Origin of the sequence: Nonomuraea sp. NPDC049758 (assembly GCF_040674635.1) — a bacterium.
Taxonomy (GTDB): domain Bacteria; phylum Actinomycetota; class Actinomycetes; order Streptosporangiales; family Streptosporangiaceae; genus Nonomuraea.
The window spans coordinates 98,057-117,034 of the sequence record NZ_JBFAMZ010000014.1; the positions used below are offsets into that span (position 1 = coordinate 98,057).

Genomic DNA, 18,978 nt, shown 5'->3' on the forward strand with positions numbered 1-18,978 from the left:
GCCCGCTCCTGGAGAAGGGCCGCGACCATCTGCGGCGGATGCCCCCGTCGAGGCTCGGGTGCGGCCCGCGCTGGGTGCGGGCCGCGCCCGACCGGCACCCCGAGGCGGGACACACCGACCCGCATGCCGACATTTGCGACACCCTGCACCTCGACGCGTGCCGCACCCAACGCGGACGGCGGCCCCCTGACCAGGGGGCGCACACCAACGTCGGCCGCGCCTACGCCAATGGGGGTCGCGCCCGTCCGCGTCCCGACGCGGGTCGCGCACCACCATCGGCCGCGCCCATCCCACACAACGCGGGCCGCGCCCGACCCCTACGCGGGGCCGCGCCCACCCCCTCGCCCCGACCAGGGGCGGGCGGTGGGTCAGCGGCCGAGGAAGGCGAGGAGGCGGTCGAGGGGCCAGGTGTTGATGACGTCGTCGCCCGTCAGCCAGGCCCGCTGCGCGATCCCGACCCCGAACCGCTGGTGGGCCAGGTGGGGGATCGCGTGCGAGTCGCTGTCGATGGAGAACTTCACCCCGTGGTGCTTGGCCAGCCGCACCAGGTCGGCCGGCAGGTCGGAGCGGTCGGGGTAGGAGTCGATCTCCATCGCGGTGCCCGTACGGGCGGCCGCCCGGAAGACGGCGTCCCAGTCGGCGTCGACCGGCGGCCGCTTGCCGATCTTCCGGGTGGTCGGATGGCCGATGATGTCGACATACGGGTTTTCGCAGGCGGCGATGAACCGGCGGGTCATCTCCTCCCGAGACATGCCGAAGTGCGAGTGGACGGAGGCCACGCACACGTCGAACTCGCGCAGCACCTCACCCGGCCAGTCGACCGACCCGTCGGGCGCGATGTTGAGCTCCGACCCGTGCAGGATGCGCATGCGCGGATACTTCTTCTGCAGCTCCGCCACCCGCCCGCGCTGCTCCAGCGCCTTGTCCAGGGTCATGCGCTGCATGGCCAGGTCGGGCGCGTGGTCGGTGACCGCGTAGTAGGAGTAGCCGCGCGCGGCGCCGGCGGCCACCATGTCCTCCAGGGAGGCGATGCCGTCGGTCAGGTCGGTGTGGGTGTGCAGGTCGCCCTTGAGGTCGGCCAGCTCCACCGGCACCGGCAGCTCGCCGCGCAGCGCCGCCTTGACCTCGCCGCCGTCCTCCCGCATGGGCGGCGGCACGAACTGCATGCCGAGCGCCTCGTAGATGTCCTCCTCGGACTCCGCGGCGATCACCCGCTCGCCCTCGAACAGCCCGTACTCCGACAGCTTCCAGCCCTTCTTCACCGCCATCTCCCGGATGGCCACGTTGTGCTCCTTGGAGCCGGTGAAGTACTGCATCGCCGCGCCCCACGACCCGGCCGGGATCAGGCGCAGGTCGACCTGGACGCCGGAGGTCGTGCGGATCGAGGTCTTCTTCTCGCCCGCGGCGATCACGTCGGCGACGTAGGGCTGCGCGCGGAAGTCGGCCATGATCGACTCGGGCGCCACCGCCAGGATGTCGATGTCGCCGATCGTGTCCTTCATCCGCCGCAGCGACCCCGCGTACGCCACCCGCTCGGTCTTGAGCGAGCCGATGACCTGCTCGGCCAGCGCCATGGCGACGCCGATGTGCACCCGGCGGCCCGCCTGCTCAAGCTGCTCGATGCCCTTGAGCAGGTTGGCCAGGGTCTTGGGGCCGAGGCCCTTGACGCCGTCGAGCCGGCCGGAGGTGATGGCCTCGCCCAGCGCCACCGTGGAGTCGATGCCGTAGTCCTCGAACAGCATGATGGCCGTCTTGGGGCCGAGCGTGGGCACCCGGGTGAGCCGCCGCACGCCCTCGGGCACGCGGCCCCGCAGGTCGTCGAGCTGCCGGAAGCTGCCGCGCTGGAGGAACTCCTCCATCTTCTTGGCGATGGCCTCCCCGACGCCGGGGACGCCGCGCACGTCGACCTCCGAGATGTCCTCGGGGAACCCGGCGATCGCCTTGGCCGCCTTCTGGTAGCTCCGCACCCGGAAGGCGTCGCCGCCGCTCAGCGCGAACAGCTCCGCGTATTCCTGCAGCGCCGCCGCCGCCTCCTCATTAGCCCGCATGCCCCTACCTTAGGATCTCCGACCGACAATCCCGGTGCTCAGAACCTGACCTCCCGCGGCCGGTACGGCTCGGCGAGGAACGCCAGCTCCTTGTCCGACAGCTCCACCCCGACGGCCGCCACGGCGTCGTCCACGTGACCGTCCTTGGTGGCCCCGACGATCGGCGCGGTGACGCCCGGCTGGTGCAGCAGCCAGGCCAGGGCGATCTGGGCCGGCGGCAGCTCCCGCTCGGCGGCGAGCTGGGCTACCCGGTCGAGGATGCGCCGGTCGTTGTCGGGGTCGTACAGGAAGTCGATGCGCGCGTCGGAGCCGGTCCTGGCGGTCGCGGCGGCCGCCGGGCCGGCCGCGCCCGCCCTGGCCAGCACGCCGCGCGCGAGCGGGCTCCACGGGATCACGCCCACGCCCTGGTCGGCGCAGAGGGGCAGCATCTCGCGCTCCTCCTCGCGGTAGAGCAGGTTGTAGTGGTTCTGCATCGAGACGAACCGCGTCCAGCCGTTGGCCTCGGCGACGTGCTGGGCCTTGGCGAACTGCCAGGCCCACATCGTGGACGCGCCGATGTAGCGGGCCCGGCCCGACCTGACCACCTCGTGCAGCGCCTCCATGGTCTCCTCGATGGGCGTCTCGTCGTCCCAGCGGTGGATCTGGTACAGGTCCACGTAGTCGGTGCCGAGGCGGGCGAGCGAGGCGTCGACGGCCGCGAGGATGTGCTTGCGCGACAGTCCGCCGTCGTTGGCGCCCCTGCCCATCGGGAAGTAGACCTTGGTGGCCAGCACGTAGTCCTCGCGGCGGGGGAAGATCCGGCGCAGCACGGCGCCGGTGACGACCTCGCTCTGGCCGCGGCTGTAGATGTCGGCGGTGTCGAAGAAGGTCACGCCCGCGTCGGCGGCCCGCCGGATGATCGGCTCGGCCTGTTCCTCCGGCAATGCCCATTCCTGGCGGGCCGGATCGCCGTAGCTCATCATCCCCAAACAGATGCGAGAAACTTTCATACCTGTGGTGCCAAGTCGCATGTAATCCATACCGACACCCTATGACTGATATGAACTGCCTAACCTCTTGTGGGGTGGGAAGTCAGCGTGTCCGGAAGCGGCCTCGGTCTTTACACAAGGTCGCCGTGTCAGGTCGATTAGAGGAACGAGGGAGCGGTGAGCGCACTCGCCACGCGTACTGTCCCGTCACGTCAACCGCACACCGGGGGTGAGGTGGACGCCACACAGCGTGGCCCGGCGCCTCGATTACGTTCCAAGGCGCGCGTCCTGACGTCGCCCGGCTGGGCCGGCGGGCTCGGCCTGGTGGCCGGTGGCGTCGGGCTGGTGATCCCGGTGCAGGCCGGGCTGGCCGGGTCGGGGCTGGTGGTCGAGGGGTCGGTGGCGCTGGCCGTCCTGCTCACGCTGCACGGCAGGTTCGTGCTGGAGGAGCCCGTGCGGCGGGCCGGCTCGTGGTGGCTGGTGGCCGTCCAGGCGTGGCTGACGTACGTGCCGCTCGGGGTGCTCGGGCCGGCCTGGACGCCGGTGTGCGGGCTGCTGGCCGGCGCGCTGCTCGTGGTCGCGTCCCGGATCAGGTCGCTCGTGCTGGTGGCGCTGGCGCTGTCGTGCGGGCCGGTGCTGCTGGCCGCGCCGGGCTCGTGGCAGGTCGAGCCGGTGTGGGCGCTGGTCACCCCCTTGATCGGCGTCGTGGAGTTCGCGCTGCTGAGCCTGCTGGCCCGGGTGCGCCGGCTGTCCGGGGCCCGTACCGACGTCATGCGCCAGGCCGTGACGCTGGAGCGCCGCCGCTTCACCCGCGACCTGCACGACCTGGTCGGGCACCGGCTGACCGTCCTGACGCTGAAGGCGCAGCTCATCCAGCGCCTGGTGGCCGAGGGCGACGAGAAGGCCCGGCAGGAGGTGGGCGAGACGCTCGAACTGCTGCGGGACCTGTCGGCCGACGTCCGGGCCGTCGCGCACGGCCGGCTGCGCAGTTCCTCGCTGGCGGCCGAGCTGGGCTCGGCGCGGGCGCTGCTGGAGTCGGCGCGGGTGCGCTGCCAGATCAGGGTGGCCTGCCGTGACCTGCACCCGGACGTGGAGGAGGCCCTCACGCACGCGCTGCGCGAGGGGGTGACGAACGTGCTGCGGCACGCCGAGGCCGGGCAGTGCTGGATCCAGCTCATGGAACGCGACAATGTGGTCCGCCTGTCCATCAGGAACGACGGCGTACGCCCGCCGCGCCGGCCGGGAGACGCCGGGCAGGGCCTGCTCAACCTGGCCGAACGCGTCTCGGCGCTGGGCGGCTGGCTGGAGGCGTCCACGTCGCGCGACGGGGAATTCTCGTTCAGCGTTTATGCCCCGCGCATATAATTACCATTTGTGAAAAACGCATCAAAGCGCATTCCATAGCCATATATGGCTCATGTTGCGTGTTACTAGTCCGGCCCGGCGCGGGTGCGGCAGGCTCTGAGCACACCGCCTCGGAGGGCCGCGCCAAATGGACAAGTACGAGCTCTACTGCCTTGTGGACCAGTGTTTCTACGACACTCCCGACCACAGCACGGCGGCGGACGTCGACTTCGCCCACCTGCGCCGGCCCGTCCCCGACGGCTGGGCCCACGACCTCAGCGACACCTGGGCGTACTACATGCCCACCGGCGAGGCGCCCCTGCCGACCCAGGGCTGGAAGATCCACGTGTCGGCCCGCGTCGAGGACGCCGAGAAGGTCGTCGACACCGTGTGGGACTACTGCGTGCCCCGCGGGGTCGCCTTCAAGTTCCTGCGCGGCCCGGCGGTGCTGGTCATGGTCAACTCCAAGGCCGCCTCCCGGGCCTCCAGCGGCAAGCTGGTCACCATCTACCCCCGGGACGAGGGGCAGCTCGAACTCGTGCTCAAGGAGCTCGACGAGCTGCTGCGCGGCGTCGAGGGGCCGTACATCCTGAGCGACCTGCGCTACGGCGACGGGCCGATGTTCGTCCGGTACGGCGGGTTCGCCGAGCGGCACTGCCTGTCCCCGTCCGGGGAGCGGGTGCTGGCCGTCGAGGACGGCGACGGCAACCTGATCCCCGACGTGCGCGGCGCGACGTTCTCGGTGCCGCCCTGGACGACGCTGCCGGAGTTCCTCGAACCCCACCTGGCCGCGCGCAACGCGGTGACCATGGAGGGGCTGCCGTACCGGATCGAGAGCGTGCTGCACTTCTCCAACGGCGGCGGCGTCTACCTGGCCCGCGACACCCGTACCGACGAACGGGTGGTGCTCAAGGAGGGCAGGCCGCACGCCGGCCTCGACGTGGCCGGCCGGGACGCGGTCGCCAGGCTCGAACACGAGCGCGACATGCTGCGCCGCCTGGCCGGCCTGCCCGCCGCCCCCGAGCTGCGCGACTACTTCACCATCGGCGGCCACCACTTCCTCGTCCAGGAGTTCGTGGACGGCACCCCGCTCCAGCGGCGGCTGGTGCGCCGCTTCCCGCTGACCAGCGCCACCTGCGACGAGCAGGACCTCGCCGACTACACCGCCTGGGCCACCACGACCCTGGAGAGCGTCGAGGAGGCCGTCGAGTCGCTGCACGGACGCGGCGTCGTCTTCGGCGACCTGCACCCCGACAACATCCTGCTCACCCAGGACGGCCGGGTCGTGCTCATCGACTACGAGGTCGCCACCCTCGCCGCGGACCGGGCCAGGGCCGCGCTGGCCCATCCCGCCTTCGCCGCCCCGCGCGACCGCCACGGCGTCGAGGTCGACCGGTACGCGCTGGCCTGCCTGCGGTTCGCCCTGTTCGCCCCGCAGTGCACGATCATGCTGCCGATCCACCGGCCGAAGATCGTCCAGCTCGCGCGGATCGTCAAGGAGACCTTCCCCGTTCCCGGTGCCTTCATGGACGCCGCCGCCGCGACCATCGCGGGTGACCAGGCCGTGGAGACCCCCGTGCCGACGCCGGGGACGGCCACCTGGGCCGAGCTGCGGGAGGCGATGTGCCGGGCCATCCGGGCCGGCGCGACCCCCGAGCGCGACGACCGCCTCTTCCCCGGCGACGTCGCCCAGTTCAAGCCCGGCGGCGGCCTCAACGTGGCGACCGGCGCGGCCGGCGTGCTGCTCGCCCTGTCGGCCACCGGCCTCGGGCCCTTCCCCGAGTACGAGACCTGGCTGCGTGAGCGCGCCCTGCGCCCGGCCCCCGGCTCCGGCATCGGCCTGTACGACGGCCTGCACGGCATCGCCCACGTCCTCGACCGGCTCGGGCACCGCCAGGACGCGCTCGACGTCGTCGACATCGCCCTGCGCGAGCAGTGGGACCGCCTGGAGACGGCCCTGTTCTCAGGCCTGCCCGGCATCGGGCTGAACCTCCTACGCCTCGGCCGGACCGAGCCCGCGCTGACCGGGCACGCCATGCGCGCGGTGGACATCTGCGCCGACCGCCTCGGCGGCCCCGAGGACGTGCCCGAGATCAGCGGCGGCGACAACCCCAGAGCCGGCCTCATGTACGGCTCGTCCGGCTCCGCCCTGCTCTTCCTGCACGCCTACGAGCACACCGGCGACCGGGCGCTGCTCGACCTGGCCGAGATCGCGCTCAGGCAGGACCTGCGGCGCTGCCGGGCCTCGGAGGACGGCTCCCTCCAGGTGAACCAGGGCTGGCGGATGCTGCCCTACCTGGACGAGGGCTCCGTGGGCATCGCCATGGTGCTCCGACGCTTTCTCACGCACCGCGACGACGACGAGCTCGCCGCCGAGCTGGACCGGCTCAAGCTGGTCGCCCGCGCCGGGTTCTTCGTCCAGCCGGGGCTGTTCACCGGCCGCGCGGGCATCATCGCGGCACTCGCCGGAGATCCGGTGGCCCGCGAGCTGATCAAGGGGTTGAGCTGGCACGCCATGCCGTACGGCGGCGGCCTGGCCTTCCCCGGCGACGGGCTGTTGCGCCTGTCCATGGATTTCGCGACCGGTACGGCCGGCGTGCTGTTCGCCCTCGGGGCGGTGCTGGGAGACCAGCCGGCACGCCTGCCGTTCCTGGAGGCCGCACCAGAGCGGCCTGCGCATGATCAACCGCGGAAGGAGGTGTAGAACATGGTTCTTCTCGACCTGCAGGGTCTGGAGGCTCCCGCGGCCAGCGACGTGGCCAGCGGCGGCAGCTCGCTCACTGCTCTCACGTGTCACTCGGGCCACCCGAGCAACCTCAGTGTCGCTCTCTGCCACTGATAGCTGACAGGGTCCCCGCGCCGTTTCGTGGTGGCGCGGGGACCTCCCGAGTCCGAAGGAGGCCGGCAGGTGGGACCGGGAGACCGCCTGGTGACGGACGCCGTACGGCGCTGCGGCCCGTGGCCCGCCGTGCTGGCGGTCACCGCCGTCGCCGGCGCGGCCGGTGAGCTGGCCGTCCCGTTCCTCGTCGGCCGCACGCTCGACCTGCTCCTCGCCCGCTCGCCGGAGGCCGCCACCGCCCTGGCGCTGTGCGCGGGCGTGGTCGCCGTGGTGGTGCTCTGCGAGAGCCTCGGCGGCTGGGCCAGAGGGGCGAGCAGCGCGTACGCGGCCGCCCGGCTGCGGCTCGGCGTGCTGCGGCACGTGCTCGGCGTCGGCCGGGCCGCCACCCGCCGCTTCCCCGAGGGCGACCTCGTCACCCGGGCCGGGCTGAACGCCGAGGAGGCCGGACGGGCCCCCGAGACGGTCACCGGCGCCCTGGCCCTGCTGGTGCCGACCCTCGGCGCCCTGGTCGCGCTCACCCTCATCCATCCGCTGCTGACCCTCACCCTCGCGGCGGGCATCGTCCTCATCGTGTTCGTCCTGCGGGCCTTCCTGCGCGTCACGACCGTCATCTCCGGTGGCTACCAGGAGGTCCAGGGCGAGATCGCGGCCCGCCTCGTGGACGCCCTCGACGGCGCCCGCACCATCGCCGCCGCCGGGACCGCCGGCCAGGAGGCCCGGCGCGTGCTCGCGCCCCTGCCCCGGCTGCGCGCGCACGGCATGGCCCTGTGGCGCGCCAACGCCTCCGCCGGGGTCCGGTCGGGGCTGATGATCCCGCTGCTGGAGGTCGCCGTGCTGGGCGCCGGGGGGCTCATGCTGGCCGCCGGGCGGCTCACCGTCGGCGACCTGTACGCCGCCGCCCGCTACGCCGCCCTCGGGGCCGCGCTCAGCACCTCGCTCGGTTACGTCGGCGGCCTGGCCAGGGCGCGGGCCGCCGCCGCCCGCGTCGCCGACGTCCTCACCCTGCCGCCGGTCCGCCACGGCACGCGCGCGCTGCCGCCCGGCCCCGGCACGGTCGAGTTCCGCGACGTCGCCGCCGATGGGCTCACCGTGGGCGACCTGACCATCCCCGGCGGCACGGTCACCGCCGTGGTGGGACGGTCGGGCTCCGGCAAGTCCCTGCTGGCCGCCCTCGCCGGCCGCCTGGCCGACCCCGAACGCGGGGACGTGCTGCTCGACGGCGTCCCGCTGCGGGAGCTGACCCGCGACGGCCTGCGCTCGGCCATCGGCTACGCCTTCGAGCGGCCGGTGCTGGTCGGCGACACCGTCGGCGAGGCGATCAGCGCCGTCCCCGGCTCCCAGGCGGGACGCGAGGCCGCCCTGGCGGCGCGCGCCGACGGGTTCGTCCGCCGGCTGCCCGCCGGTTACGACACGCCGCTTGCCGAGACGCCCATGTCCGGCGGCGAGCGGCAGCGGCTCGGCCTGGCCAGGGCGTTCGCGCGGGGGGATCGGCTGCTGGTGCTCGACGACGCCACCTCCAGCCTGGACACCGTCACCGAACGCGAGGTCAGCCGGGCGCTCACCGGCGATCCCAGGGGCCGCACCCGTCTGATCACCGCCCACCGCCTGGCCACCGCCGCCCGCGCCGACCAGGTCGTCTGGCTGGAGGAGGGCCGGGTGCGCGCCGCCGGCCCGCACGACGTGCTGTGGCGCGACCCCGCCTACCGGGCCGTCTTCCAGGAGGCCCGCCCATGACCCCCGACTCCGGCGTCCCCGCGGCTCCCGGCGTCCCCGCGGTTCCCGGCGCGTCGGCCGGGTTCCGGCGGGCGCTCGTGCGCGACCCGCGGCGGCTGGTCGCCATCCTGCTCTGGTCGGTGCTGGAGGCCGCGCCCGCCTTCCTGGTCGGGCACGCCGTCGCCCGCGCCATCGAGGACGGCTTCGCCCGCGCCCGGCCGCTGACCGGGCTGGCCTGGCTGGCGGCGCTCGGGCTGGCGTGGCTGGTCTCGGCCGTCGGCGCCCGCCAGGTGGTGCTGGCCGTGGCCGCCGTGGCCGAGCCGTTCCGCGACGACCTCCTGACGCGGGTGGTGCAGGGAGCGCTGCGCCGCCCGCTCGACGAGCGGCCCGACAGCGCGGCCACCGCGCGGGCCGGGCTCCAGGTCGAGCTGGCCAGGGACGCCTTCGCCGCCGTCGTCACCACGGTCAGGGGGTTCGCGTTCACGCTGGTCAGCGTGGTGCTGGGGCTGCTGACGCTGGCGCCGGGCACGCTCGTGCTGGTGCTGCCGCCGTTCGCGGCCGGGCTGGCGTTCTTCCTGGCCTCGCTGCCCGCGCTGGCCCGGCGGCAGCGCGCGTTCCTGCTGGCCGACGAGGAGCTGGCCCGGTCGATGACCGCGACGGCCGCCGGGCTGCGCGACATCGAGGCGTGCGGCCTGCAGGACCGCGAGGACGAGCGGCTGGCCCGCCAGGTCGGCGCGCAGCGCGACGCCGCCCGCGCCCTGGCCAGGGTGACCGCGGTGCGCACCGCCGCGCTGGCCGTCGGCGGCTGGCTGCCCGTCGTCCTGCTGCTCGCCGGCACGCCCTGGCTGCTCGACGGCGGCGCCCGGCCCGGCGTGATCGTCGGCGCGCTCGCCTACGTCACCCAGTCGCTGGCCCCCGCGCTCGGCGGGCTCGTCCAGGGGCTCGGGGTGAGCGGCGTGCGGCTCGTGGCCACGCTGCGCCGCATCGCCGCCGCCGCGCCGACCCAGCCGCCGTCCCCGCCCAAGGTCCGTCCGTCCGGGGGCGACGTCACGCTGCGGTCGGTCACCTTCGCCTACGGCCCGCACTCGGCGCCGGTCCTGGACCGCCTGGACCTCACCGTTCCCGAGGGCGACCACCTGGCCGTCGTCGGCCCGAGCGGCGCGGGCAAGTCGACGCTCGCCGCCCTGCTCAGCGGCATCCTGCGGCCCGGCGAGGGGGAGGTGCTGGTCGGCGGCGTGCCCGCCGACCGCGCCGACCCCGCCGCCCGCGTGCTCATCCCCCAGGAGGCGTACGTCTTCCGCGGCACGCTGCGCGACAACCTCGCCTACCTCGCGCCCGGGTCCGGCCGCCTGGACGCGGCCGTGGCCGCCCTGGGCGCCACGGACCTGGTCGAGAGCCTGGGCGGGTACGACGCCACGCTCGACCCGGCGGCGCTGTCGGCCGGGCAGCGCCAGCTCCTCGCCCTCGTCCGCGCCCACCTGACCGATGCCCCGCTGGTCATCCTGGACGAGGCCACCTGTCACCTGGACCCCGCCGCCGAAGCCCTGGCCGAGAACGCCTTCGCGGCCAGGGGCGGCACGCTCATCGTGGTCGCGCACCGCCTCACCTCCGCGCTGCGCGCCCGCCGCGTCCTGCTCATGGACGGACCCCGGATCACGATCGGCACGCACGACGAGCTGATCCGGGTCTCGCCCCTGTACGCCGACCTGGCCGGCCACTGGCAACCGGAGCCCGTGTCATGACATTTGCAGACGAGTACCCGCCCGCCGAACGTCAACCGGTCACCGACCGCCTCCACGGGCGCGACGTCCCCGACCCGTACCGCTGGCTGGAGGATCCCTCCGACCCGCGGACCGGGGAATGGCTGGCCGCGCAGGACCGGCTGTGGCGGGAGGCCGCCGCGCGCCTGCCGGACCGCGAGCGCTTCCTGACCAGGCTCACCGAGCTGAGCGTCACCGGCCTGGTCACCCCGCCCGTGTGGCGCGGCGGCCGGCGCTTCCACCTGCGGCAGACCGGCTGCCAGGAGCACCCCGTCCTGTACTGCGACGACCGGCCCTTCCTGAACCCGGCCGACCGCGACCCCACCGGCCTGACCACCCTGGACGACTGGCAGCCCGACCCGCAGGGCCGCCTGGTCGCCTACCAGATCTCGCGCAGCGGCGACGAGAAGGCCGACCTGTACGTCGAGGAGGTCGACACCGGCAAGCTCGTGGACGGCCCCATCGGCGGCTGCCGCTACTCGCCGGTCGCCTGGCTGCCCGGCGGCGAGGGCTTCTACTACGTGCGCTTCCACGAGGGCGTGCACCTGCACCGGCTCGGCGTCCCCGACGACGTGCCCGTCCTGACCGGCGGGCCGGTCTCGTACGGCGTGCAGCTCAGCGCGGACGGCCGCTGGCTGACGATCTCCGCGGGCGGCACGGCCGGCAACTCGCTCTGGCTGGCGGACCTGTCCGGCGGCGACCCGGCCCGGCCGCGGCTGCGGGTCGTCCAGGAGGGGACGCACGTGCGCACGGCGGGCGCGGTGGCCCCCGACGGCCGCCTGTACCTGCTCACCGACCGCAACGCCCCCCGGCGCCGGCTGTGCGTGGCCGACCCGGCCGAGCCCGAGGTGTGGCGCGAGCTGGTTCCCGAGGACCCCCGGGCGGTGCTCGGCGCGTTCACCCTGCTGGACGGCGACCGCCTGCTGGTCTCCAGGACCCGCCACGCGATCGGCGAGATCGCCGTGCACGACGCCAGGACGGGGGAGCGGCTGGGCGAGGTGCCCCTGCCCGGCAGCGGCTCGATCGCCTCGCTCAGCTCCCGGCCCGAGGGCGGCCACGAGGCCTGGTTCACCTACACCGACGCCGTCACGCCCGCCGAGATCTGGCGCTACGACGCCCGCACCGGCGCCGCCACCCTGTGGGCCGCCCCGCCCGGCCGGGTCGCGCTGCCCGACGTGCGGAGCCACCATGTCGAGTACACCTCGGCCGACGGCACCCCCGTGCGCATGGTCGTGGTCGCGCTGTCCTCCGGCTCGGGCCCCCGCCCGGCGATACTCAACGGGTACGGCGGCTTCGGCATCCCCCTCATGCCCGGCTACGCGGCCGACTCGCTGGCCTGGGTGGAGTCGGGCGGCGTGCTGGCCATCGCCAACCTGCGCGGCGGCGGCGAGGAGGGCGAGTCCTGGCACCGCGACGGCATGCTGGAACGCAAGCAGAACGTCTTCGACGACTTCGTCGCCGCGGCCGAGAAACTGGTCGCCGACGGCTGGACGACCCCGGAGCAGCTCGGCATCTGGGGCGAGTCGAACGGTGGCCTGCTCGTCGGCGCGGCCCTCACCCAGCGCCCCGACCTGTTCGCCGCCGCCGTCTGCTCGGCCGGGCTGCTGGACATGGCCCGCTACCACCTCAGCGGCCTCGGGCCGTCCTGGACCGGCGAGTACGGCGACCCCGCCGACCCCGACCACCTGGCCTGGCTGATGGCCTACTCGCCCTACCACCACGTCCGGCCGGACGCCGACTACCCGGCGACGCTGTTCACGGTCTCGGCCGCCGACACCCGGGTGGACCCGATGCACGCCCGCAAGATGTGCGCGGCCATGCAGTGGGTCCGGCGGACGCGGCAGGACGGTTCCCGTCCCGTCCTGCTGCGCCACGAGCGCGACGTCGGTCACGGTGCCCGCGCCGTGAGCCGGTCCATCGCGCTCGCCGCCGACGTCCTGGCCTTCCTGGCCGCCCACACCCGTCCCTGAGCGGGCGGGGGCGGGCCGGGACGGCGGAGGGAGGTCAGATCCAGCCGGACTCGCGGGCGATGCGGATGGCGTCGATGCGGCTGCGCGCGCCCAGCTTGGACGTCGTCCGGCACAGGTAGTTCCGGACCGTTCCCTCGGCCAGGAACAGCGACGCGGCGATCTCCCCGATGGAGGCGCCGTCGGCCGCCGCGCCGATCACGTCCAGCTCACGGGGGGTGAGCGGCGGCTCCTCGGGGCGCATGGCCGCGATGGCCAGCTCCGAGTCGATGACCCGCTCGCCGTCGGCGACCCGGCGGATGGCGTCGGCCAGCCGCTCCGGCGGCGCGTCCTTGGCCATGAACCCCCGGACGTGCACCTCCAGCGCCTGCTTCAGCAGCCCGGGGGTGCCGACGCCGGTCAGGATCAGCACGCCGCAGCCGGGCAGCTTGTCGTGCAGCTCTCCGGCGGCGGCGAGCCCGTCCATGCCCGGCAGGGCGATGTCGAGCACCGCCACGTCCGGACGGCACGACTGGGCGGCGGCCAGGATGTGGTCGCCCCGCTCGACCTCGGCGACGACCTCGATGTCCTCCTCGTAGGCCAGCAGCGCCACGAGCGCCCCTCGTACCAGGTTCATGTCCTCAGCGAGCAACGTTCGAATCACCATGGGGTCCTTGCGGTCGACCAGGCTTGCAACGTCTGCGGGCCACTCAATCCTGACGTAAAGCCCGCACTGTGGAAAGTCCTCCTAAGTGACGGTAAAGCCGCCGCCGGACAAGTGGACGCTCATTTGGGGAATGCTCATGGCCATGAAGCCTCGAGTGAAGCCCCTGCCTCCTGCGGAATGGGACGACTTTCAGCAGGCGAACCCCCAGAACGTGTTCACGACGCTGGGCCGGCACCCCGCGGTCTACCAGGGCTGGCTGCGTTTCGGCGGCGCGCTGCTCAACGGCACGCTGCCGGCCCGCGACCGCGAGCTGGCCATCCTGCGCACCGCCTTCCACAGCGGCAGCGCCTACGAATGGGCCCATCACGCCCGCATCGCCCGCGAGGTCGGCCTGACCGACGTCGAGATCGAGTCGGTCCGCCAGCTCGACGCCCTCTGGCCGGTCGAGGACCGCCTGGTGTTACAGGTGGCCGACGACCTCCACTACGCGGGCGACCTCACCGACGCCACCTGGGCGGCCCTGTGCGACCGCTACGACGAGGTGTGCAGGATCGAGCTCGTCGTCCTCGTCGCGCACTACGCCATGCTGGCGCTGGTGCTCAGGACGTTCGGCGTGCAGCTGGAGGAGTGAGCTCCCCCTCACTCATCTGTACGCGGCCCTCACGCGCCCGCCCGCGGCAGGATCATCGTCACGCCCGGGACCGAGCCGATCGAGGCCAGCGCCTTGCCGGCGTCGGCCAGGCCGATCGTCCGGGTGACGAGCTGGTCGGGGTGCAGGATCCCGGCCCTGATCAGCTCCAGCATGGGCGGGTAGGCGTGCGCGGCCATGCCGTGGCTGCCCAGCAGCCGCAGCTCGTGGCCGATCACGCGGTCCATCGGCACCGGCGTCGCGCCGCCCGGCAGCAGGCCGACCTGGACGTGCCGCCCCCGCCTGCGCAGGCTCTCGACCGAGGCCGCGCACGTGCGGGGGCTGCCCAGCGCGTCGAGCGAGACGTGCGCGCCGCCCCTGGTCAGCTCCCTGACCTGGGCCGCCGCGTCGCCGGCCGAGCCGTTGACGAAGTGCGTGGCCCCGGCCAGCTCGGCCAGCTCCAGCGCGTCGGTGCTGATGTCCACGGCCACCACCCGCGCCCCGGACGCCGCCGCGATCATCACGGCCGACAGCCCGACCCCGCCGCAGCCGTGCACCGCCACCCACTCTCCCGGACGCACCTCGCCCACCTGGACGACCGCCCGGAAGGCGGTGGCGAAGCGGCAGCCGAGCCCGGCGGCGGTGGCGTAGGCCATCTCCTCGGGGATCGGGACGAGGTTGACGTCGGCGTGCTCGACGGCGACATACTCGGCGAAGGAGCCCCAGTGGGTGAAGCCCGGCTGGGTCTGCCGCTCGCACACCTGCTGCTGGCCCGTGGCGCAGGCCGCGCAGGTGCCGCAGGCGCAGACGAACGGCACGGTGACCCGCGCGCCCGGCAGCCAGCCGCGCACGTCGGGGCCCACGGCCTCGATCACGCCCGCCAGCTCGTGGCCGGGCACGTGGGGGAGGACCTTGATGTCGGGGTCGTGCCCCTGCCAGCCGTGCCAGTCGGAGCGGCACAGCCCGGTCGCCTCGACCCGGATCACCGCCCCGCCGGGCGCGGGGGTGGGATCGGGCAGCTCGCGCACGTCGAGCTCCCCGCCGAAGATGTCAAAGGCAACCGCTCGCATCTCATGAGCTTAGAGTGAGTCGCCGCAGGTCGCGCAAGGCCGGGTGGGAGGGCGAGCCGGGTTCGGTGGTGTAGAGCACCAGCCGCAGGTCGTCGCGGTCGGGCACCGGGAGCACCTGGCAGATGGCGTCGATCGTGCCGACGACCGGATGGGTGACCTGTTTGCGCTGCTCCCTGCGCACCTCCACCTCGTGCCGGGCCGCGCCGAGCACCTGCCGCGACGGGTGGGGGCCCCGGCCCTGCTCCAGCCGGATGTAGTAGTCGATCGACATGCCGGCGAGCTGGGCCACCTCCTGGCGGCGCAGGCCGGGGGTGCGCCGGCGTCCGCCGCCGGGCAGGCCCACGTCGGACGGGGTGACGCGGGCGCGAACAAGGGGATCGGCCACGAGATCGCGCGGGAGCTGCGGGAGGTTTACGAGACGAACGTGTTCGGCGTGGTGACCGTGACCAACGCCATGCTGCCGCTGCTGCGCAGGTCGCCGGCGGGCCGGATGCTCCAAGACCGCGCTCAACGTGATCACCGTCTGCTACGCCAAGGAGCTGATGGGCACCTCCGTGAAGGTGAACGCCGCCAACCCGGGCTACTGCGCCACCGACCTCAACGCCCACACCGGCTTCCGCACCGCCGAGCAGGGCGCGGCCATCGCCGTACGGCTGGCGACCCTGGACGCCGACGGACCGACCGGCGCCTACCTGGAGGACGACGGACCGATCGGCTGGTGAGGTGTGGACACTTGCGTACTGGACAGAAGGGGGCGATGGGACGAGATCTGGAAAAAGAGCGGTTCTCCGAGGCGGAGTACGCGCGCTTCGGAGAACGCATCCGGGAGCAGCTCGGCACTCTTCGCGAGCTGCTCGAAACCCCTGGCTTCGGCCAGGGGCCGGCCACCATCGGGGCCGAGCTGGAGCTGTTCCTCATTGACGAGCAAGGACGGCCGCTGCCGCGCAACGACGAGGTGCGGGACAAGCTCGACGACCCGCGCGTGGTGCTCGAACTGGGCCGCTTCAACATCGAGGTGAACCTCACCCCGATGACGCTGGCCGGCGCGCCCTTCGAGCGCATGGGGGCCGAGATCCAGGAGACGGTGACCAAGGTGGACGCCGCCGTCGAGGACGGCGGCGCGCTGCCGATCGGGATCCTGCCCACGCTGGCCGCCGAGGACTTCACCATCGGCGCGATGAGCGACCAGAACCGCTACCGGGCCATGAGCAGGGGCATCAGGCGGCTGCGGCTGGAGCCGTTCCTCGTCAAGATCGAGGACCTGGAGCTGTCGGTGGAGGACGTGATCCTGGAGAGCGCCAACACCTCCTGGCAGGTGCACATCCGCACGCCGCCCGACCGCTTCGCCCGGCTGTTCAACGCCGCCCAGCTCGCCATCGGGCCGGTGCTGGCCGCGTGCGGCAACTCGCCGTTCTTCCTGGGCAGGCAGTTGTGGGCGGAGACGCGGATCGCGCTGATGGAGGAGGCGGCCGACGACCGCGACGTGGAGCGGCGCGGGCGCAGGGACGGGCGGGTCACGTTCGGCTCGGACTGGGTGCGGGAGGGCGCGCACGAGCTGTTCGAGCGGTACGTCCAGGACTACGAGCCGATCGTGCCCGACCTGTCCGACGACGCCGAGCCGCACGAGGTGCCCGAGCTGCGGCTGCACCAGGGCACGATCTGGCAGTGGAACCGGCCCGTCTACGACCCGGCCGACGGCGGTCACCTGCGGGTCGAGATGCGCGCGCTGCCCGCCGGGCCCTCGTGCGCGGACATGACCGCGAACACGGCGTTCCTGCTGGGGCTGACGTTGTCGCAGGCCGAGCGGGACCTGACCGGCTACCGGTTCGCCGAGGCGTACCAGAACTTCTACCGCGCCGCCCAGGACGGGCTGGAGGCCAAGCTGACCTGGCCGGGGCTGGACGGCGAGTTCGAGGCCGCCGACCTGGTGCTCAGGCTGCTGCCCGAGGCGCGGGCCGCGCTGCTGACGGCCGGGGTGACCCCGCACGACGCCGACACCGCGCTGGACGTCATCGCCCAGCGCACCCGGCTGCGGCGCACCGGCGCGGTCTGGCAGCGCGAGGCGCTGGCGCGCTTCGGCGGCGACCGGGAACGGCTCGTGCGCCGCTACCGCGAGCTGGCCCTGTCGGGTCTGCCGGTGCACCTGTGGGACTGAACGCCAACAAATGCCGCCGCGCGTCCGTCAAACTACTCCGAGAGACGGACGAAGTGAGGCAGATATGGCGGCGACGGGGATGGTACCGGCCGACAAGGCGCCCTACGCGTTAACGCGGGCCACGGGGACGCTGGCCACGGGGGCGGCGAAGCTGGCCGGGGAGATCGGCGCGACCGGGGTCGAGGCCCTGCTGGCCCACGCCAACAGGACCGCCGTCCACAAGGGCGCGACGGCGGCGCTGGGCTCGATGCGGCCCAGGCCGGCGGACTGGTACGCCTTCGACGCCAAGGACCAGGACACGGTCGACTGGTACCCGCAGGGCGTGACCTGCGGCGAGGAGTCCGGCAACATCGGCGTGCCGGTGCTGCTGGTGAGCTGGTACTTCAAGCCGGCAGCGGGCGAGCGGGGGATCAGGGTGTCGTTCCTGAGCCCCCGGACGCTGAAGTACCAGCACGCGCTGCTGGTCGAGGCCAGGCCCGACGGCTCGTACGGGCCGATCGACGTGCACGCGGGCGGCCTGGCCTGCCACGGCGACCTGCTCTACGTCGCCGACACCTACAACGGCCTGCGCGTCTTCGACCTGGGCAACCTGCTCGACCTGCGCACCGCCCAGCCCGACCTGGGTGACCCCGCGCGCGTCGGGCGCTCCGGCGGCCGGTTCCACGCCTTCGGCTACCGCTACCTGCTCCCGCAGACCGACTGCTGGAAGCTCGCGCGCGGCGGGCCGCACGTCTCGTTCCTGTCGGTCGACCGCAGCGGCGGCACGCCCGCGCTGGTCGCGGGCGAGTACCGGGAGAGCGACCCCGGCGGGTGGGTCGCCCGCTGGAACCTGCCGCTGACCGACGGCACGCCCAAGGACGCCTTCGTCATGGGCCACCCCAAGATCCAGGGCGCGGTCTCGTGGGGCGGCAGGTGGTACCTGAGCCAGGCGGCCGACGCCGCCACCAACGGCAGACTGCTCGTCCACAGCGGCGACAAGCTGCTGACCAGGCCGTACCCGATCGGGCCTGAGGACCTGACGGTGCGCGGCGGCAAGGTGTGGAGCGTCACCGAGTTCAGGAACAAGCGCATCGTCTTCGGCGTCGAGCTCTGATTCGGGAGGGCTCAGCCCTCCATGTGCGCGTGCAGGACCTCGCGGTAGCGGCGGTCGAAGGCGTCGTAGCGGGCCCGAAGGGCGGCTCCCGGCCAGCCCGCGGGCAGCAGCTCGGCGGGCAGCAGCGGGTCGGCCAGCAGGTGGCGCAGCACGGCGGCCGAGACCAGGAAGCCCTCGGCCAGCCCGTCGGCCCGGTCGAGCGCCCGCTCCAGCCGGCCCGCCTCGGCCGCCCAGCCGTCGAGGTCCCACAGCAGCGGGGTGGGGTCGCCGTGCGGGCGGCCGTCGATCAGGGTGCACTGCGCGGTGACGGTCTCGGGCCACTCGCGCACCAGGTTGGCCGGACGCAGCCAGGTGCCCTCGCGCAGCTCGCCCATGCGCAGCGCGGACATCGTGTGCCGGAACGCGGCCCGGTCGGCCGGGGCGCGCCGCTCGGCGGTGACCACCGCCACCTCCCACGTGCCGTCCCACGGCCTGGTGTGCGGGTCGCGGCTCTCGTCCTGCCGGGCCTGGCGCTCGACGAGCCGCTCGGACAGCGTGTAGCGGCCGCCCTGCTGCGTCAGGTCGCCGGCCGCCACCATGCGCGACAGCGCCACCCGGACCGTGCCCTCGGCGATGCCGAACAGCGCGCCGATGCGCACCAGGTGACGGGCGGGCAGGCGGGGCGGGTGGCTGCCGAGCAGCGCGCTCAGCACCGCCGACCGGGCGCTGAGTGAGGTGTTACGGTCTTCCATCGCGTGTTGATTATAT

16 protein-coding genes and 1 pseudogene are annotated in these 18,978 nt (G+C 73.7%); 10 read left to right on the forward strand and 7 right to left on the reverse strand.

Features of this window, described 5'->3' with window-relative positions; all coding sequences use genetic code 11:
- Positions 1–368 precede the first annotated feature (368 nt).
- Both polX and AB0J46_RS32365 read right to left on the reverse strand, forming a co-directional pair.
- Positions 369–2,048: a DNA polymerase/3'-5' exonuclease PolX gene (gene polX, locus AB0J46_RS32360; protein WP_364337968.1), complete on the reverse strand. Its 1,680-nt coding sequence runs from the start codon at positions 2,046–2,048 to the stop codon at positions 369–371.
- Positions 2,049–2,086: 38 nt separating this feature from the next.
- Entirely contained in the window at positions 2,087–3,067 is a 981-nt protein-coding gene (locus AB0J46_RS32365; protein ID WP_364337969.1) for an aldo/keto reductase, read from the reverse strand.
- A gap of 183 nt (positions 3,068–3,250) precedes the next feature.
- Between AB0J46_RS32365 and AB0J46_RS32370 the strand changes: the two genes are divergently transcribed.
- The 6 genes from AB0J46_RS32370 to AB0J46_RS32395 all read left to right on the forward strand — a co-directional run bounded on the left by AB0J46_RS32370 (position 3,251) and on the right by AB0J46_RS32395 (position 12,642).
- Entirely contained in the window at positions 3,251–4,381 is a 1,131-nt protein-coding gene (locus AB0J46_RS32370) for a histidine kinase (protein ID WP_364337970.1), read from the forward strand.
- A 127-nt stretch (positions 4,382–4,508) separates the two neighbouring features.
- A complete protein-coding gene (gene lanKC, locus AB0J46_RS32375) occupies positions 4,509–7,064 on the forward strand; it encodes a class III lanthionine synthetase LanKC (RefSeq protein ID WP_364337971.1) in 2,556 nt (851 codons plus the stop codon).
- A 3-nt stretch (positions 7,065–7,067) separates the two neighbouring features.
- Entirely contained in the window at positions 7,068–7,199 is a 132-nt protein-coding gene (locus tag AB0J46_RS32380; RefSeq protein ID WP_352327332.1) for a SapB/AmfS family lanthipeptide, read from the forward strand.
- 69 nt (positions 7,200–7,268) lie between these two features.
- Positions 7,269–8,933: an ABC transporter ATP-binding protein gene (locus AB0J46_RS32385; protein ID WP_364337972.1), complete on the forward strand. Its 1,665-nt coding sequence runs from the start codon at positions 7,269–7,271 to the stop codon at positions 8,931–8,933.
- A complete protein-coding gene (locus AB0J46_RS32390) occupies positions 8,930–10,654 on the forward strand; it encodes an ABC transporter ATP-binding protein (RefSeq protein WP_364337973.1) in 1,725 nt (574 codons plus the stop codon). The genes AB0J46_RS32385 and AB0J46_RS32390 overlap by 4 nt, the downstream gene beginning before the upstream one ends.
- On the forward strand, positions 10,651–12,642 hold the full coding sequence (locus tag AB0J46_RS32395; RefSeq protein ID WP_364337974.1) for a prolyl oligopeptidase family serine peptidase: 1,992 nt from the start codon (positions 10,651–10,653) through the stop codon (positions 12,640–12,642). Before AB0J46_RS32390 ends, AB0J46_RS32395 begins: the two co-directional genes overlap by 4 nt.
- 34 nt (positions 12,643–12,676) lie before the next feature.
- Here AB0J46_RS32395 and AB0J46_RS32400 read toward each other — a convergent pair whose 3' ends face one another.
- Positions 12,677–13,285 carry a response regulator transcription factor gene (locus tag AB0J46_RS32400; protein ID WP_364337975.1) on the reverse strand — a complete coding sequence of 203 codons (609 nt, stop codon included), beginning with the start codon at positions 13,283–13,285 and terminating at the stop codon, positions 12,677–12,679.
- Positions 13,286–13,427: 142 nt separating this feature from the next.
- On the opposite strand from AB0J46_RS32400, the gene AB0J46_RS32405 reads away from it, so the two are divergent.
- On the forward strand, positions 13,428–13,916 hold the full coding sequence (locus AB0J46_RS32405; RefSeq protein WP_364337976.1) for a carboxymuconolactone decarboxylase family protein: 489 nt from the start codon (positions 13,428–13,430) through the stop codon (positions 13,914–13,916).
- Positions 13,917–13,945: 29 nt separating this feature from the next.
- On the opposite strand, the gene AB0J46_RS32410 is transcribed toward AB0J46_RS32405, so the two are convergent.
- The 3 genes and pseudogenes from AB0J46_RS32410 to AB0J46_RS32420 all read right to left on the reverse strand — a co-directional run.
- Positions 13,946–14,983 carry a zinc-dependent alcohol dehydrogenase family protein gene (locus AB0J46_RS32410; RefSeq protein WP_364337977.1) on the reverse strand — a complete coding sequence of 346 codons (1,038 nt, stop codon included), beginning with the start codon at positions 14,981–14,983 and terminating at the stop codon, positions 13,946–13,948.
- Between the two features lies 1 nt (position 14,984).
- Positions 14,985–15,194, reverse strand: coding sequence for a hypothetical protein (locus AB0J46_RS32415; protein WP_364338121.1), 210 nt, complete (start codon positions 15,192–15,194; stop codon positions 14,985–14,987).
- A pseudogene (locus AB0J46_RS32420) lies at positions 15,183–15,368 on the reverse strand (helix-turn-helix transcriptional regulator); the annotation flags it as partial. The gene AB0J46_RS32415 and the pseudogene AB0J46_RS32420, both read right to left, overlap by 12 nt.
- Positions 15,369–15,495: 127 nt before the next feature.
- Between AB0J46_RS32420 and AB0J46_RS32425 the strand changes: the two are divergent.
- The 3 genes from AB0J46_RS32425 (at position 15,496) to AB0J46_RS32435 (ending at position 18,231) form a co-directional block, all read left to right on the forward strand.
- A complete protein-coding gene (locus AB0J46_RS32425) occupies positions 15,496–15,705 on the forward strand; it encodes a hypothetical protein (RefSeq protein WP_364337978.1) in 210 nt (69 codons plus the stop codon).
- Positions 15,706–15,740: 35 nt separating this feature from the next.
- Positions 15,741–17,138: a glutamate--cysteine ligase gene (locus AB0J46_RS32430; RefSeq protein ID WP_364337979.1), complete on the forward strand. Its 1,398-nt coding sequence runs from the start codon at positions 15,741–15,743 to the stop codon at positions 17,136–17,138.
- A gap of 64 nt (positions 17,139–17,202) precedes the next feature.
- Positions 17,203–18,231, forward strand: a complete 1,029-nt coding sequence (locus tag AB0J46_RS32435; protein ID WP_364337980.1) for a hypothetical protein — start codon at positions 17,203–17,205, stop codon at positions 18,229–18,231.
- Between the two features lie 11 nt (positions 18,232–18,242).
- On the opposite strand, the gene AB0J46_RS32440 is transcribed toward AB0J46_RS32435, so the two are convergent.
- On the reverse strand, positions 18,243–18,962 hold the full coding sequence (locus AB0J46_RS32440) for a PaaX family transcriptional regulator C-terminal domain-containing protein (protein WP_364337981.1): 720 nt from the start codon (positions 18,960–18,962) through the stop codon (positions 18,243–18,245).
- Positions 18,963–18,978: the final 16 nt, after the last annotated feature.